Below are 15,687 nucleotides of genomic sequence, written 5' to 3'. Positions count from 1 at the left end.
ACCCGCCCGCCGCCGTGCTGACCATCCACGCCCCGCTCGCCGTCCGCCTCACCGAGGACGGCGAGCGGCTGGACGGGTACGCGGTGGTGGTCGAGGGCGACCGGATCGCGGCGCTCGGCCCCGCCGGCTCCCTCGCCGAGGCGTATCCGGCCGCCCGCGTCCGCCACTGGCCCGGCGAACTGACACCCGGCCGCTGTGCGGCGGACGCGGCGGCGTGGCTGGAGGCCGCCTACCACCCGGACCCGCGCGAAGTGGGCCTTCCCGGCATCCCCGGTACCGAACCGCTCACAGGCTCCGCCCTGGCGGCCCTCCCCATGGACGAGGTGCGCTGGGGCCACAGCGCCCGCCGCGGCCTGCAACGTCTCCTGCGTGAGGGCGTCACCTCCGTCGTCGGCCCCTTCACCCACCCCGCGGTGCGCACCGCCGTCCGGCGCTCGGGCCTGACCGTCCTGTCCGCTCCCCGCCCCGCCGCCCTCTCCGCGGGCGCCCGCGCGGACTTCGCCGTCCACACCGCCGACGGCGGCTGCCTCGCCACGGTCCTCGCCGGCCGCCTCCTCCACCGCCGCACCTGACCAGTGGGGCTGTTGCAGACTTTCAAGGTTTTCGCACTTACTCGGCTGTGCCGGCACACGCCGGGAGTGCAGACGGTGCCGTCGGTATTCTGCGGAAGCAGTGTGTAACGCACCCGCCGGTAATCCCGCGGAGGGCTCGGGCGCGGCCTGGCCGGATCGGCCGGATCCGGACGGTCGCGGCCCTCGTGGTGGCCGGTCGGTTCGCGGTGTTCCCCGAAAACTCCGTGCGCCCCCGCACCGGGGTGGGGCCGGGGCAGGGGGTTGGGGCTGGGAGGATGGGCGTATGACGCGCGCATCCCTGGACAAGCAGCCCAACGAAGTCGCCGCGATGTTCGACAAGGTGGCGGCCCGGTACGACATCACCAACGACGTGCTGTCCCTGGGGCAGGCCCGGCTGTGGCGGCGCGCGGCCGCCCGCGCCGTGGACGCGCGGCCGGGGGAGCGGGTGCTGGATCTGGCGGCCGGGACGGGGACGTCGTCGGTGCCGTTCGCGACCGCCGGGGCGTACACCGTGCCGTGCGACTTCTCCCTCGGGATGCTGCGGGAGGGCAAGAAGCGCGAGCCGTGGATGCCGTTCACGGCCGGGGACGCGACACGGCTGCCGTTCGCCGACGACGCGTTCGACGCCGTCACCATCTCCTTCGGGCTGCGCAACGTCCACGACACCGGCACCGCGCTGCGCGAGATGCTGCGCGTGACCAGGCCCGGCGGGCGGGTGGTGATCTGCGAGTTCAGCCATCCCACCTGGGCGCCGCTGCGTACGGCCTACACCGAGTACCTGATGCGGGCCCTGCCGCCCGTGGCGAGGACCGTGTCCAGCAACCCGGACGCCTACGTCTACCTCGCCGAGTCCATCCGAGCCTGGCCCGACCAGCCCGGTCTGGCCCGCGGGCTCCAGGACGCGGGGTGGAGGAAGGTCGCCTGGCGCGATCTGACGGGCGGGATCGTCGCCCTGCACCGGGGGTTCGCACCGTAGGACCGGGAAGGGGCGGGACGGACCGGGCGTGCGGGGCGGCATGCGGTACGGGAGGGGGGAGTTCCGCCCGCGCATCCCTTTCCCGGCGGGCCGGAGGCCCACACATAGACTGCACCCGTCCAGTGCCCGGCGCGACCGGCACGTTGATACCGAGTCTTGCGGGAGTCCGTCGTGACCGAGTCCCCCTCGAAGGCAGCCTCCGAGCACAGCGCCGATGTGATCGTGGTCGGGGCCGGCCCTGCCGGGTCCACCACCGCCTACCACCTGGCCCGCTCCGGGCTCGACGTCCTGTTGCTGGAGAAGACGGCCTTCCCCCGGGAGAAGGTCTGCGGCGACGGGCTGACCCCGCGCGCGGTCAAGCAGCTCGTGGCGATGGGCGTCGACGTCTCCGAGGAGGCGGGCTGGCTGCGCAACAAGGGCCTGCGGATCGTCGCCGGCGGTACCCGGCTCCAGCTCGACTGGCCGGAGCTGGCGAGCTACCCGGACTACGGACTGGTCCGCAGGCGCGACGACTTCGACGAGCAGCTCGCCCGGCAGGCCGAGAAGGCGGGGGCGCGGCTGTACGAGCGGTGCAACGTCGGTGTGCCGGTCACCGACGAGCGCACCGGCCGGATCATCGGTGTGGAGGCGAGGCTGGGCGAGGAGAAGACGCCGGTCTCCTTCCGCGCTCCGCTGGTGGTCGCCGCGGACGGCAACTCCACGCGGCTGTCGCTGGCGATGGGCCTGCACCGGCGCGAGGACCGTCCGATGGGCGTGGCCGTGCGCACGTACTTCACCTCGCCGCGCCATGACGACGACTACCTGGAGTCCTGGCTGGAGCTGTGGGACCGGCGGGGGGCGGAGGACCGGCTGCTGCCCGGCTACGGCTGGGTCTTCGGCATGGGCGACGGGACCTCCAACGTCGGTCTGGGCGTGCTCAACACCTCCTCGTCCTTCAAGGAGCTGGACTGGCGCGAGGTCCTCAAGGCGTGGTGCGCCTCGATGCCCGAGGAGTGGGGGTACACGCCCGAGAACATGACCGGCCCGATCCGCGGCGCGGCCCTGCCGATGGCCTTCAACCGGCAGCCGCACTACACGCGGGGGCTGCTGCTGGTCGGTGACGCGGGCGGCATGGTCAACCCGTTCAACGGCGAGGGCATCGCGTACGCCATGGAGTCCGGGCAGATCGCGGCCGACGTCGTCGTCCAGGCCCACGCCCGGCAGAGCCCGGCGCAGCGCGAGCTGGTGCTGCGGCGCTACCCGAGGGTCCTCAAGGACACCTACGGCGGCTACTACACGCTGGGCCGCGCCTTCGTGAAGCTGATCGGCAACCCCAAGGTCATGAAGCTGGCGGCCGAGCGCGGTCTGACCCACCCGGTGCTGATGCGCTTCACGCTGAAGCTGCTGGCGAACCTGACGGACCCGACGGGCGGCGACGCGATGGACCGGATCATCAACGGGCTGACGAAGGTCGCCCCGCGCGCGTAGCGCGGCCCGGGGCGCGGGAGGTGCCGGGGAGCCGGCGAAGGGCCGTCCGGGAGAACCGGGCGGCCCTTCGCCGCGTACGTGCTCGGCCGTGCCCGCCGCCGCGCGGCGTCAGAGCACGCGCACCGCGCCCGTCGGCATGTCGTGGTCCATGTCGCGCTCGACGACGCCGGTGGAGGGGTTCTGGGCGCCGATGAAGCGGCCGTTCCCGATGTAGACGGCGACGTGGTACGCGCTGCCGGCGCTGCCCCAGTGGAGGATGTCGCCCGGCCGCAGGCTGCTCAGGGAGACCTGGTTGCCCGCCGTGGACTGCGGCTGCGAGGTCCGCGGGAGGCTGATCCCGATCTGGCGGAAGGCGGCCTGGGTGAGGCTGGAGCAGTCGTAGGCGCTCGGGCCGGTGGCGCCCATGACGTACGCCTTGCCGACCTGCGCACGCAGGAAGCCCACCAGGGTCGCCACATTGCCGCTGCCGGCCGGCGCGGCCGCGCCGGCGGTCTCGGCGGGAGCGGCGCTGAGAGTGGTGCGCCGGGAGTCGCGCGCCGCGCGCTCCCGGGCGGCGCGCTCGCGCTCGGCCTCGGCGGCCTCCGCCGCCCTGCGCTCGGCCTCTGCCTCGGCCTTCCTCCTCTCGGCCAGTTTCCCGGCCCGGTCCATGGCCTGCCCGGCGGCCAGGGTCCGCGCGGCCTCGGTCCCGTACCGGGTCGCGACCGTCCGGTTGGCGTCGGCGGCCCGCAGTGCGCCGGTGGCCGCGTCGGGGACGATCACGGGCATCTCGGCGGTGTCGGCGGCCGTCTTACGCTCCTCGGCGGAGGAGGGGGCGGCCGCGGCGGTCACCGCGAGGGTGCTGAGGACGCCACCGGCAACGCCCGTGCGCAGCAGGGGGTTCCTGCCGGCTCGACGGGGTTTCCGGTGGCTGGGTATGTGGGCGGTCTGGGACATGTCACCACGGCTATCAGTCTTGGGACGTTCCGTTCAACAAAGGTGTGTTACGCCACACTCGGCGTGTACGCGCCCACTTTGAGCGGAGCAGGGCACTCCGGAAGGCTCTCCCGGAAGTCGATCATTGCCCCGCTAAGGGGCCGTGACCATGACATCGTCCGATTGATCCACTTCGCTCCGCTCGCCTAGCACGGGCGGTCGCCCCCGTGCAAAGGCGGGCCCGCGCCGCAGGGGACGGGCGTGGTGGAGGTCACAGATTGAGCACGGATTCACGATCTTGTCGCGCCGGTGCTCCGAAGGGCTCGCGGAGGTGGATCCGGGAGTCGCCTCCCGACTTCCACCGAGGTTCCGTTCCGCGCCGTCTGGTGAGTTCGGATGTCCAGGGCAAATTTGCTTGTAGCGGACATCATTTGACAGGGCGCACCCCCTCCGAGCAGCGAAAACGCGTCGGATTGTCACGTGTGGTGATCAGTCGGCCGCTTCACGCGTGAAGATCGCCGTCCATCCGACTTCATGATCATTCGTCAGGTGGTGGAGATCACAAACTTGTTGCCGCACCCCGTGTCGCAGATCACAGAAGGACGGGCATAGGATGCAGTCGACTCGGGCTTGTGAACTGCCTCACATATACGCGATCTTCGTGAACGGAACACCGGTCCGAAAACGGCCCGCAACGGCCCGCCGGCAGCGTCGTCGACTGGAAGGAGCGAGGAGCGGTGAACGTCTACGCGCCCATCCTCGTACTGGGAGCGCTCGGGGCAGCCTTCGCTGTCTTCTCCGTGGTCATGGCCTCGATCGTCGGCCCCAAGCGTTACAACAGGGCCAAGCTCGAGGCATACGAGTGCGGCATCGAGCCCACCCCGCAGGCAGCGGGGGGCGGGCGCTTCCCGATCAAGTACTACCTGACGGCGATGCTCTTCATCGTCTTCGACATCGAGATCGTCTTCCTCTACCCCTGGGCCGTCACCTTCGACGTCCTGGGGCTGTTCGGGCTCGTGGAGATGCTGCTCTTCGTGCTCACCGTCTTCGTCGCCTACGCCTACGTCTGGCGGCGCGGCGGCCTGGAATGGGACTAGGGGCGTACACATGGGTATCGAAGAGAAACTGCCGAGCGGCTTCCTGCTGACCACCGTCGAGCAGGCCGCGGGCTGGGTGCGCAAGTCGTCGGTCTTCCCGGCGACCTTCGGCCTGGCCTGCTGCGCCATCGAGATGATGACCACCGGCGCCGGCCGCTACGACCTCGCCCGCTTCGGGATGGAGGTCTTCCGCGGCTCGCCGAGGCAGGCGGACCTGATGATCGTGGCCGGCCGGGTCAGCCAGAAGATGGCGCCGGTCCTGCGGCAGGTCTACGACCAGATGCCGAACCCCAAGTGGGTCATCTCCATGGGCGTGTGCGCCTCCTCGGGCGGCATGTTCAACAACTACGCGATCGTGCAGGGCGTCGACCACGTCGTGCCGGTCGACATCTACCTGCCCGGCTGCCCGCCGCGCCCCGAGATGCTGCTGGACGCGATCCTCAAGCTCCACCAGAAGATCCAGGGCGAGAAGCTCGGAGTCAACCGGGAGGAGGCCGCCCGCGAGGCGGAGGAGGCGGCGCTCAAGGCGCTTCCGACGATCGAGATGAAGGGGCTGCTCCGATGAGCGAGGCAGAGGCGAACGGCAACGGCGCCGTCCCGTCGCCGCGCGGTGGGACGGGCGAGGTGATCGACGTCCGCCATGGCATGTTCGGCGCCAGTGAGGGCGGGGACACCTCCGGCTACGGCGGGCTGGTGCGCACCGTCCGGCTGCCGGGCGCGTCGAGCCGGCCGTACGGCGGCCCGCGCGGCGGAGACGCGTACGGGGACTTCGACGAGGTGGCCGACGAGCTGGAGGGCGCGCTCGAGGAACAGGGCCTGGTGCCGGAGGAGGTGATCGAGAAGACGGTCGTGGACCGCGGCGAGATCACCTTCCACATCGCCCGCGACCACCTGCCGGTCACGGCCCGCGTCCTGCGTGACGACCCCGCGCTCCGCTTCGAGATGTGCACCGGTGTCAGCGGCGTCCACTTCCCCGGCGACTCCGGGCGCGAACTGCACGCCGTCTACCACCTGCGCTCGATCACCCACAACCGGCTGATCCGGCTGGAGGTGAGCGTGCCCGACGGCGACCCGCACGTCCCGTCGATCGTCTCGGTCTACCCGGCCAACGACTGGCACGAGCGCGAGGCGTACGACTTCTTCGGCATCGTCTTCGACGGCCATCCCGCGCTCACGCGGATCATGATGCCCGACGACTGGCAGGGCTTCCCGCAGCGCAAGGACTACCCCCTCGGCGGCATCCCCGTCGAGTACAAGGGCGCCCAGATCCCGGCTCCCGACCAGCGGAGGTCGTACAGCTGATGAGCACCTCGCACGCAACCCCGCACGCGACGGACCCCACCGCCTCGCAGGCGAGCGCCCGCGAGACCACCGAGGGCACCGTCTACACCGTCACCGGCGGCGACTGGGACGAGATCGCCACCGCCGCCGCCAGGGGCGACGACGAGAAGATCATCGTCAACATGGGCCCGCAGCACCCGTCCACGCACGGCGTGCTCCGGCTCATCCTGGAGATCGACGGCGAGACGGTCACCGAGGCCCGCTGCGGCATCGGCTACCTGCACACCGGCATCGAGAAGAACCTCGAGTACCGCACCTGGACGCAGGGCACGACCTTCGTGACGCGCATGGACTACCTCACGCCGTTCTTCAACGAGACGGCGTACTGCCTGGCGGTGGAGAGGCTGCTGGGCATCGAGGACCAGGTGCCCGACCGCGCCAGTGTCATCCGCGTGATGACGATGGAGCTCAACCGGATCTCCTCCCACCTGGTGGCCATCGCCACCGGCGGCATGGAGCTGGGCGCCACCACGGTGATGATCTACGGCTTCCGGGACCGCGAACTGGTCCTGGACCTCTTCGAGCTCATCACCGGCCTGCGGATGAACCACGCCTACATCCGGCCCGGCGGCCTCGCCCAGGACCTGCCGGCCGGCGCGGTGGACCAGGTCCGCGAGTTCGTCAAGAAGATGCGGAAGAACCTGTCGGAGTACGACAAGCTCTGCACCGGCAACCCCGTCTTCAAGGCACGGCTGAAGGACGTCGGCTACCTGGACCTGGCCGGCTGCATGGCGCTCGGCGCCACCGGCCCCATCCTGCGTTCCGCCGGACTCCCGCACGACCTGCGCAAGACCCAGCCGTACTGCGGCTACGAGACCTACGACTTCGACGTCCCGACCGACACCACCTGCGACTCCTACGGCCGCTTCCTGATCCGGCTGGAGGAGATGCGCCAGTCGCTGCGGATCGTCGAGCAGTGCCTGGACCGGCTGGAGCCCGGCCCGGTGATGGTCGCCGACAAGAAGATCGCCTGGCCCGCGCAGCTCGCGCTCGGCCCGGACGGGCTCGGCAACTCGCTGGACCACATCAGGAACATCATGGGCACCTCGATGGAGGCCCTCATCCACCACTTCAAGCTGGTGACCGAGGGCTTCCGGGTGCCGGCGGGCCAGACTTACGCCGCGGTGGAGTCCGCCAAGGGCGAGCTGGGCGTGCACGCGGTCAGCGACGGCGGCACCCGCCCGTTCCGGGTCCACTTCCGGGACCCGTCCTTCACCAACCTGCAGGCCATGGCGGCGATGTGCGAGGGCGGCCAGGTCGCCGACGTCATCGTCGCCGTCGCGTCCATCGACCCCGTGATGGGAGGCGTCGACCGGTGACAGACGTATCGCTCGGGATGCCCCAGCTCCCCGCTCCCGACTACCCGGCCGACGTCCGCGCCCGGCTGGAGGCGGACGCGAGGGAGATCATCGCCCGCTACCCCGGCAGCCGCTCCGCGCTGCTGCCGATGCTGCACCTGGTGCAGTCCGAGGAGGGGCACGTCACCCCCACCGGGCTGCGGTTCTGCGCCGAGATGCTCGACCTGACCACGGCCGAGGTCACGGCGGTGGCCACCTTCTACACCATGTACCGGCGCAAGCCCTCGGGTGACTACCAGGTGGGTGTGTGCACCAACACCCTGTGCGCGGTGATGGGCGGCGACGCCATCTTCGAGGCGCTCCAGGAACACCTCGGCGTCGGCAACGACGAGACCACCGAGGACGGCAAGGTGACGCTGGAGCACATCGAGTGCAACGCGGCCTGCGACTTCGCTCCCGTGGTGATGGTCAACTGGGAGTTCTTCGACAACCAGACGCCCCGGAGCGCCAGGAAGCTCGTGGACGACCTGCGCGCCGGGCGCGAGGTGCGGCCCACCCGCGGCGCCCCGCTGTGCACCTTCAAGGAGACCGCCCGCATCCTCGCCGGGTTCCCCGACGAGCGGCCCGGCGCCGTCGGGGCGAGCGGCAGCGCGGGCCCGCCCTCGCTGGCCGGACTGAAGCTGGCCAAGGGCGAGGAGGCCGGGCCGAAGGTGGTCTCGCCGCGCGGCGGGGAGGCCACCGCGTCGGCCGGGCAGCCCGTCACCGAGACAGGCGAGGCGCCCGAAACCCACCCCAGCTCCCACGACGCGCCGCGCAGTACGGCCGCCTCCGACCCCGACAACCCGGCCGGTCCGGTGGCGAAGGAGGGCAAGTGATGACCGCCGAATCAGCGGAGAAGCTGCTGACCCCGGTGCTCTCGGCCTTCTGGGACGACCCGACGTCCTGGACGCTGGACACCTACCGGGCGCACGAGGGCTACGAGGGCCTGCGCAAGGCCCTGGCGATGAAACCCGACGACGTCATCGCCTACGTCAAAGAGTCCGGTCTGCGCGGCCGCGGCGGCGCGGGCTTCCCCACGGGCATGAAGTGGCAGTTCATCCCCCAGGGCGACGGCAAGCCGCACTACCTGGTGGTCAACGCCGACGAGTCCGAGCCGGGCACCTGCAAGGACATCCCCCTCCTCTTCGCCAATCCGCACGCGCTGATCGAGGGCATCGTGATCGCCTGTCACGCGATCCGCTCCAACCACGCTTTCATCTACCTGCGCGGCGAGGTCGTCCCCGTGCTGCGGCGCCTGCACGCCGCGGTGCGCGAGGCCTACGAGGCGGGCTACCTCGGCAAGGACGTCCTCGGCTCCGGCCTGGACGTGGACATCACCGTGCACGCGGGCGCGGGCGCGTACATCTGCGGCGAGGAGACCGCCCTGCTGGACTCCCTGGAGGGCCGGCGCGGTCAGCCGAGGCTGCGCCCCCCCTTCCCGGCCGTCGCGGGCCTGTACGCGTGCCCCACCGTCGTCAACAACGTCGAGTCCATCGCCTCGGTTCCCGCGATCATGAACCGGGGCAAGGAGTGGTTCCGCACGATGGGCAGCGAGAAGTCCCCGGGCTTCACGCTGTACTCCCTCAGCGGCCATGTCGCCGGTCCCGGCCAGTACGAGGCGCCGCTGGGCATCACCCTGCGCCAGCTTCTGGAGATGAGCGGCGGCATGCGCCCCGGCCACCGGCTGAAGTTCTGGACCCCGGGCGGCTCCTCGACCCCGCTGCTGACCGACGAGCACCTCGACGTCCCGCTGGACTACGAGGGCGTCGGCGCCGCGGGCTCGATGCTCGGCACCAAGGCGCTGCAGTGCTTCGACGAGACCACCTGCGTGGTCCGCGCGGTCACCCGCTGGACGGAGTTCTACGCCCACGAGTCCTGCGGCAAGTGCACCCCCTGCCGCGAGGGCACGTACTGGCTCGTCCAGCTCATGCGCGACATCGAGGCCGGCAAGGCGGCCATGTCCGACCTCGACAAGATCGCCGACATCGCCGACAACATCAACGGCAAGGCCTTCTGCGCCCTCGGCGACGGCGCCGCCAGCCCGATCTTCTCCTCCCTGAAGTACTTCCGCGAGGAGTACGAACAGCACGTCACCGGGCGGGGCTGCCCCTTCGACCCGGCCAAGTCGACCCTGTGGGCCGACGACAGGACCGCACACCTGGAGGTGAACGCGTGACCGTCACCACCGACGCCAAGGCCTCCGGAGGCGGAGAGGCCGAGCCGCCCAAGGCTCCCGAGGACGCGGTGACGCTGACGATCGACGGCATCGAGGTCAGCGTGCCCAAGGGCACCCTGGTCATCCGCGCCGCCGAACTGCTCGGCATCGAGATCCCGCGCTTCTGCGACCATCCCCTGCTGGACCCGGCCGGGGCCTGCCGCCAGTGCATCGTCGAGGTCGAGGGCCAGCGCAAGCCCATGGCCTCCTGCACGATCACCTGCACCGACGGCATGGTCGTCAAGACGCACCTGACCTCGCCGGTGGCCGAGAAGGCCCAGCGCGGCGTGATGGAGCTGCTGCTCATCAACCACCCGCTGGACTGCCCGGTCTGCGACAAGGGCGGCGAGTGCCCGCTGCAGAACCAGGCCATGTCCCACGGGCAGGCCGACAGCCGCTTCGAGGGCCGCAAGCGCACCTTCGCCAAGCCCGTTCCGCTGTCGACGCAGGTGCTGCTGGACCGCGAGCGCTGCGTGCTGTGCGCCCGCTGCACCCGCTTCTCCAACCAGATCGCGGGCGACCCGATGATCGAGCTGCTGGAGCGCGGCGCCCTGCAGCAGGTCGGCATCGGGCAGGGCCCGCCCTTCGAGTCCTACTTCTCCGGCAACACCATCCAGATCTGCCCGGTCGGCGCTCTCACCTCGGCCGCCTACCGGTTCCGCTCCCGCCCCTTCGACCTGATCTCCTCGCCGAGCGTGTGCGAGCACTGCTCCGGCGGCTGTGCCACCCGCACCGACCACCGGCGCGGCAAGGTCATGCGGCGGCTGGCCGCCGACGACCCGGAGGTCAACGAGGAGTGGATCTGCGACAAGGGCCGCTTCGGCTTCCGCTACGCCCAGCAGCGCGACCGGCTCACCCACCCGCTGCTGCGCAACGCCGACACCGGTGAGCTGGAGCCCGCGAGCTGGCCCGAGGCGCTGGACGCCGCCGCCACGGGGCTGGCGGCGGCCCGCGGCCGTACCGGCGTCCTCGCCGGCGGGCGGCTGACGGTCGAGGACGCCTACGCGTACGCCAAGTTCGCGCGGGTCGCCCTCGACACCAACGACATCGACTTCCGCGCCCGTGTCCACAGCACCGAGGAGGCCGACTTCCTCGCCTCCCACGTCGCCGGACGCGGACTGGACGCCGACGGGAGCGGCATCACCCACTCCGCGCTGGAGAAGGCCCCGGCCGTGCTGCTGGTCGGCTTCGAGGCCGAGGAGGAGGCCCCCGGCGTCTTCCTGCGGCTGCGCAAGGCCTACCGCAAGCACGGACAGCGCGTCTTCTCCCTGGCCACCCACGCCACCCGCGGGCTGAGGAAGGCCGGCGGCACTCTGCTGCCGGCCGCGCCGCACACCGAGACCGAGTGGCTGGACGCGCTGGCGGGCGGCGTCGGGCTCGACGAGACCGGGCAGAAGGCCGCCGAGGCGCTGCGCGCCGAGGGATCGGTGATCATCGCAGGGGAACGGCTGGCCGCCGTGCCCGGTGGGTTCACCGCCGCCCTGCGGACGGCCACCGCCACCGGCGCCCGCCTGGTGTGGATTCCGCGCCGGGCCGGCGAGCGGGGCGCGGTCGAGGCCGGAGCGCTCCCGACGCTGCTGCCCGGCGGACGCCCGGCCACCGACCCGGACGCCCGCGCGGAGACGGCCGCCGTCTGGGGCGTGGCGCAGCTGCCGGCCCGCTTCGGCCGCGACACCGGCCGGATCGTCGAGGCCGCCGCGAACGGCGAACTCGCGGCCCTGCTGGTCGGTGGCGTGGAGGTCGCCGACCTGCCCGATCCGGAGCTGGCCCGCAGTGCGCTGGACGAGGCCGGCTTCGTCGTCAGCCTGGAGCAGCGGCCCTCGGAGGTCACCGAGCGGGCCGACGTGGTCCTGCCCGTCGCCGCGGTCGTGGAGAAGGCGGGTTCCTTCCTCAACTGGGAGGGCCGCGCGAGGCCGTTCGAGGCCGCCATCAAGCCCGACCAGATGACCCGCCGGCTCGTCCAGTCCGACCACCGCGTGCTGCACATGCTCGCCGACGCCCTCGACATCCACCTCGGGCTGCCGGACGTACGCACCGCCCGCGCCGAGATGCGGCGTCTGGGCGTCTGGGACGGCCCCCGCGCCGACGCGCCGGAGGCCGGCACCCGGCAGGTCCCGCGGCCCGCCGCGGGCGAGGCCGTACTCGCCGGCCACCGGCTGCTGCTCGACCGGGGCCGGCTCCAGGACGGCGACGAGGCGCTGGCCGGCACCCGGCACGCCGCCGTCGCCCGGCTGTCGGCCGCCACGGCCGCCGAGGTCGGGGTCGCGGGCGGCGAGGCGCTGACCGTGACGGGCCCGGCCGGGACGGTCACCCTGCCGCTGGAGATCACCGAGATGCCCGACCGCGTGGTCTGGCTGCCGCTGAACTCCACGGGAACCGGCGCCCTGGACGGCCTGGGCACCGTGCCCGGCCGGCTCGTGAAGCTGTCGGCGGCCCCCGAGGCCGCCCCGGCCGCCGCGGGCCCGGAGGAGACGAAGGGGGTGGAGGCGTGATGAGCCCGTCCGTCCTGGCCACAGGGACGACGGTCCTCGCCGAGGAGGACCTGTCGATGTTCGGCACCGATCCCTGGTGGCTGATCGGCCTCAAGGCGGTGTTCTGCTTCGCCTTCCTGATGCTGACCGTGCTGATCTCCATCGTGATGGAGCGCAAGGTCGTCGCCTGGATGCAGTTGCGCGTCGGCCCCAACCGGCACGGCCCCTGGGGGATGCTCCAGTCGCTGGCCGACGGCGTCAAGCTGATGCTGAAGGAGGACGTCAACGTCAAGGCGGCCGACAAGGCCGTCTACATCCTGGCCCCCATCATCGGCGCGATCCCGGCCTTCATGGCCATCGCGGTGATCCCCTTCGGCCCGCCCGGCAACGAGGTGTCGGTCTTCGGCACCCGTACCGCGATGCAGCTCACCGACCTGCCGGTGGCGATCCTGTACATCCTGGCCACCGCCTCCATCGCCGCCTACGGCACGGTGCTGGCCGGCTGGTCCTCGGGCTCCACCTACCCGCTGCTGGGCGGTGTGCGCGCCACGGCCCAGGTGATCTCCTACGAGGTCGCCATGGGCCTGAGCTTCGCGGCGGTCTTCCTCTACTCCGGTTCGATGTCCACCTCGACGATCGTCGGAGCGCAGGCCGACACCTGGTTCGCGCTGCTGCTGCCGGTGTCGTTCCTCATCTACATGGTGGCGATGGTCGGCGAGGCGCACCGCGCGCCCTTCGACATGCCCGAGTCCGAGGGCGACCTGGTCGGCGGCTTCAACACCGAGTACTCGTCGATCAAGTTCGCGTTCTTCATGCTCGCCGAGTACGTCCACATGGTCACCGTCTCGGCCCTGGCGGTCACCCTCTTCCTGGGCGGCTGGCGCGCCCCGGCGCCGATCAGCACCTACTGGGAGGGCGCCAACCAAGGCTGGTGGCCGCTGCTGTGGTTCGTCGTCAAGGTGAACCTGCTGCTGTTCCTCTTCGTCTGGCTGCGCGGCACGCTCCCGCGCGTGCGCTACGACCAGTTCATGAAGCTGGGCTGGAAGGTCCTCATCCCCGTCTCGCTGGCCTGGCTGATGCTGGTGGCCACCGTGCGGGCGCTGCGCAACGAGGGCTACGAGTTCGGCGACATCGTGCTCTGGGTCGCCGGCGCGGCGCTGGTGCTGCTCCTGCTGTCCTTCGTCTACGACGCCGTCCGCGAACGCGGCGAGCGCGCCGGGGAGAAGGAGGAGGCCGGGAAGGCCGCCGGACCCGAGACCTTCGACCCGATGGCGGGCGGCTACCCCGTACCGCCGCTGCCGGGACAGACCCTGCCGCCCGTACCGCGCCGGCGGCCGCGCCGCGAGCGGGAGACCGCGGGCGTGGGGGTCGGCGCGGACGGCGAGTCCAGCGAGACCGGCAAGGCCAGGGAGGCCGACGATGCCTGAGTTCGAGAACCCGGTGGCCGGCTTCGGCGTGACCTTCAAGGCCATGTTCAAGAAGCGGCTCACCGAGCAGTACCCCGAGGAGAAGAAGCCCACCGCGCCGCGCTTCCACGGCCGGCACCAGCTCAACCGGCACCCGGACGGGCTGGAGAAGTGCGTCGGCTGCGAGCTGTGCGCCTGGGCCTGCCCGGCCGACGCGATCTACGTGGAGGGCGCGGACAACACCGACGAGGAGCGCTACTCGCCCGGTGAGCGCTACGGGCGGGTCTACCAGATCAACTACCTGCGCTGCATCCTGTGCGGCCTGTGCGTCGAGGCGTGCCCCACCCGGGCGCTGACCATGACCAACGAGTACGAACTGGCCGACCGGAGCCGCGAGTCGCTCATCTACACCAAGGAGGAGCTGCTCGCCGGGCTGGAGGAAGGCATGGTCGACACCCCGCACGCGATCTTCCCGGGCATGACCGAGAAGGACTACTACCGGGGGCTGGTCACCGAGGCCGCTCCGGGGACGGTCCGGCAGGAGGCCCACTCCAAGAACCCGAAGAACGAGGCTCCGCAGGCCGCCGCCGACACCTTCGGCCCCGACGAGCCGGCCTCCGAGGCGGTGAGCGAGAAGTGAACGGCACCCTGCTGGCCGCCGCCTCCACCACCTCCACCGGCGAGGCGGTGCAGTTCTGGATCCTGGGCACCGTCGCGGTGCTGGGCGCGCTCGGGACCGTGCTGATGAAGCGGTCGGTGCACTCGGCACTCTGCCTGGCCGGGACGATGATCGTCCTGGCCGTGTTCTACCTGGCCAACGGCGCCTATTTCCTGGGCATCGTGCAGATCGTCGTCTACACCGGCGCGGTCATGATGCTCTTCCTGTTCGTGCTGATGCTCGTCGGCGTCACCGCCGCCGACTCGCTGAAGGAGACCATCAAGGGGCAGCGCTGGATGGCGGTCCTGTGCGGGCTCGGCTTCGGCATCCTGCTGGTCGGCGGCATCGGCAACGCCTCCGTCGGCACCTTCACCGGTCTGGCGGAGGCCAACGCGGGCGGCAACGTCCAGGGCCTGGCCCGATCGATCTTCACCGACTACGTGTTCGCCTTCGAGATCACCGGCGCGCTCCTGGTCACCGCGGCCGTGGCCGCCATGGTGCTCACCCACCGCGAGCGCACCGAGCGCCGCGACACCCAGCGCGGACTGGCCGAGAAGCGCGTACGCGAGGGCAGGCACCTTCCGCCGCTGCCCGCGCCCGGCGTGTACGCCCGGCACAACGCCGTGGACATCCCCGGCCTGCTGCCGGACGGCACCACCTCCGACCTCACCGTCAGCGAGACGCTGCGCTCCCGCGGCCAGGTCCGGGACGTCTCCCGCGAGGCCCTGTCCGACCTGGCGGCGCTGGAGCGGCGCACCGGGGAGTACCTGGGCCGGGGCGAGAACACCGCCCGCGGCGGTCTGGGCGAGGGCGGCGGCCGGGACGTTCGCGACGCGGCGGACGTACGCAAGGACGTCTCGGACGACTCCCCGGCCGCGGACCGGGACGGGGACCGCGACGGAGACCGTGACAGGGAGGCCGCCAAGTGAACCCGGTCAACTACCTCTATCTGGCCGCGCTGCTGTTCACCATCGGGGCCAGCGGGGTACTGCTGCGGCGCAACGCGATCGTCGTGTTCATGAGCGTCGAGCTGATGCTGAACGCGGCCAACCTCGCGCTCGTCGCCTTCTCCCGGCTGCACGGCAACCTCGACGGCCAGATCATCGCGTTCTTCACGATGGTCGTCGCCGCCGCCGAGGTCGTGGTCGGGCTGGCGATCATCGTGACGATCTTCCGCTCCCGCCACTCGGCCTCGGTCGACGACGCCAGTCTGATGAAGCTGTAAGGGGTAGCGA

15 protein-coding genes are annotated in these 15,687 nt (G+C 71.4%); 14 read left to right on the top strand and 1 reads right to left on the bottom strand.

Annotation, left to right across the window (positions count from 1 at the left end; genetic code table 11):
• The first annotated feature begins 14 nt into the window (after positions 1–14).
• The 3 genes from ACGRHY_RS10905 (at position 15) to ACGRHY_RS10895 (ending at position 3,015) form a co-directional block, all read left to right on the top strand.
• Positions 15–572, top strand: a complete 558-nt coding sequence (locus tag ACGRHY_RS10905; RefSeq protein WP_394635169.1) for an imidazolonepropionase-like domain-containing protein — start codon at positions 15–17, stop codon at positions 570–572.
• Positions 573–855: 283 nt separating this feature from the next.
• On the top strand, positions 856–1,548 hold the full coding sequence (locus ACGRHY_RS10900) for a demethylmenaquinone methyltransferase (protein ID WP_394635168.1): 693 nt from the start codon (positions 856–858) through the stop codon (positions 1,546–1,548).
• A gap of 171 nt (positions 1,549–1,719) precedes the next feature.
• Positions 1,720–3,015, top strand: coding sequence for a geranylgeranyl reductase family protein (locus tag ACGRHY_RS10895; protein ID WP_394635167.1), 1,296 nt, complete (start codon positions 1,720–1,722; stop codon positions 3,013–3,015).
• A 108-nt stretch (positions 3,016–3,123) separates the two neighbouring features.
• Here ACGRHY_RS10895 and ACGRHY_RS10890 read toward each other — a convergent pair whose 3' ends face one another.
• Positions 3,124–3,948, bottom strand: a complete 825-nt coding sequence (locus ACGRHY_RS10890) for a C40 family peptidase (RefSeq protein WP_394635166.1) — start codon at positions 3,946–3,948, stop codon at positions 3,124–3,126.
• Positions 3,949–4,664: 716 nt separating this feature from the next.
• Here ACGRHY_RS10890 and ACGRHY_RS10885 point away from each other — a divergent pair.
• Genes ACGRHY_RS10885 through nuoK form a run of 11 tightly spaced genes read left to right on the top strand, consistent with a single transcriptional unit; the run spans position 4,665 to position 15,677 of the window.
• Entirely contained in the window at positions 4,665–5,024 is a 360-nt protein-coding gene (locus ACGRHY_RS10885; protein WP_206348966.1) for an NADH-quinone oxidoreductase subunit A, read from the top strand.
• Between the two features lie 10 nt (positions 5,025–5,034).
• Complete coding sequence (locus tag ACGRHY_RS10880; protein WP_394635165.1) at positions 5,035–5,589, top strand: NuoB/complex I 20 kDa subunit family protein; 555 nt, start codon at positions 5,035–5,037, stop codon at positions 5,587–5,589.
• Positions 5,586–6,326 carry an NADH-quinone oxidoreductase subunit C gene (locus tag ACGRHY_RS10875; RefSeq protein ID WP_394635164.1) on the top strand — a complete coding sequence of 247 codons (741 nt, stop codon included), beginning with the start codon at positions 5,586–5,588 and terminating at the stop codon, positions 6,324–6,326. Before ACGRHY_RS10880 ends, ACGRHY_RS10875 begins: the two co-directional genes overlap by 4 nt.
• A complete protein-coding gene (locus ACGRHY_RS10870; RefSeq protein WP_394635163.1) occupies positions 6,326–7,684 on the top strand; it encodes an NADH-quinone oxidoreductase subunit D in 1,359 nt (452 codons plus the stop codon). Before ACGRHY_RS10875 ends, ACGRHY_RS10870 begins: the two co-directional genes overlap by 1 nt.
• 17 nt (positions 7,685–7,701) lie before the next feature.
• Entirely contained in the window at positions 7,702–8,538 is an 837-nt protein-coding gene (nuoE, locus tag ACGRHY_RS10865; protein WP_394637994.1) for an NADH-quinone oxidoreductase subunit NuoE, read from the top strand.
• Entirely contained in the window at positions 8,538–9,878 is a 1,341-nt protein-coding gene (nuoF, locus tag ACGRHY_RS10860) for an NADH-quinone oxidoreductase subunit NuoF (RefSeq protein WP_394635162.1), read from the top strand. Before nuoE ends, nuoF begins: the two co-directional genes overlap by 1 nt.
• Entirely contained in the window at positions 9,875–12,409 is a 2,535-nt protein-coding gene (locus tag ACGRHY_RS10855; RefSeq protein ID WP_394635161.1) for an NADH-quinone oxidoreductase subunit G, read from the top strand. Before nuoF ends, ACGRHY_RS10855 begins: the two co-directional genes overlap by 4 nt.
• Positions 12,409–13,815, top strand: a complete 1,407-nt coding sequence (gene nuoH, locus ACGRHY_RS10850) for an NADH-quinone oxidoreductase subunit NuoH (protein WP_394635160.1) — start codon at positions 12,409–12,411, stop codon at positions 13,813–13,815. The genes ACGRHY_RS10855 and nuoH overlap by 1 nt, the downstream gene beginning before the upstream one ends.
• Positions 13,808–14,434, top strand: coding sequence for an NADH-quinone oxidoreductase subunit NuoI (gene nuoI, locus ACGRHY_RS10845; RefSeq protein ID WP_101258347.1), 627 nt, complete (start codon positions 13,808–13,810; stop codon positions 14,432–14,434). Before nuoH ends, nuoI begins: the two co-directional genes overlap by 8 nt.
• Entirely contained in the window at positions 14,431–15,381 is a 951-nt protein-coding gene (locus tag ACGRHY_RS10840) for an NADH-quinone oxidoreductase subunit J (RefSeq protein ID WP_394635159.1), read from the top strand. Before nuoI ends, ACGRHY_RS10840 begins: the two co-directional genes overlap by 4 nt.
• The gene (gene nuoK / locus ACGRHY_RS10835) at positions 15,378–15,677 is read left to right on the top strand and encodes an NADH-quinone oxidoreductase subunit NuoK (protein WP_093660472.1); all 300 of its coding nucleotides are present in this window, start codon (positions 15,378–15,380) and stop codon (positions 15,675–15,677) included. The genes ACGRHY_RS10840 and nuoK overlap by 4 nt, the downstream gene beginning before the upstream one ends.
• Positions 15,678–15,687: the final 10 nt, after the last annotated feature.

This window comes from Streptomyces shinuiensis, assembly GCF_043660855.1.
Lineage (GTDB): Bacteria > Actinomycetota > Actinomycetes > Streptomycetales > Streptomycetaceae > Streptomyces.
Note: the sequence above shows the minus strand (reverse complement) of the source record. Positions and strands in the feature narration are given on the sequence as shown.

Excerpts from the sequence above, each read along its gene's own strand:
- ACGRHY_RS10880 (WP_394635165.1), top strand. The coding sequence starts at position 5,035 with ATGGGTATCGAAGAGAAACTGCCGAGCGGCTTCCTGCTGACCACCGTC.
- nuoF (WP_394635162.1), top strand. The coding sequence starts at position 8,538 with ATGACCGCCGAATCAGCGGAGAAGCTGCTGACCCCGGTGCTCTCGGCC.
- ACGRHY_RS10870 (WP_394635163.1), top strand. The coding sequence starts at position 6,326 with ATGAGCACCTCGCACGCAACCCCGCACGCGACGGACCCCACCGCCTCG.
- nuoH (WP_394635160.1), top strand. The coding sequence starts at position 12,409 with ATGAGCCCGTCCGTCCTGGCCACAGGGACGACGGTCCTCGCCGAGGAG.
- ACGRHY_RS10875 (WP_394635164.1), top strand. The coding sequence starts at position 5,586 with ATGAGCGAGGCAGAGGCGAACGGCAACGGCGCCGTCCCGTCGCCGCGC.
- nuoI (WP_101258347.1), top strand. The coding sequence starts at position 13,808 with ATGCCTGAGTTCGAGAACCCGGTGGCCGGCTTCGGCGTGACCTTCAAG.
- ACGRHY_RS10900 (WP_394635168.1), top strand. The coding sequence starts at position 856 with ATGACGCGCGCATCCCTGGACAAGCAGCCCAACGAAGTCGCCGCGATG.
- nuoE (WP_394637994.1), top strand. The coding sequence starts at position 7,702 with ATGCCCCAGCTCCCCGCTCCCGACTACCCGGCCGACGTCCGCGCCCGG.
- ACGRHY_RS10890 (WP_394635166.1), bottom strand. The coding sequence starts at position 3,948 with ATGTCCCAGACCGCCCACATACCCAGCCACCGGAAACCCCGTCGAGCC.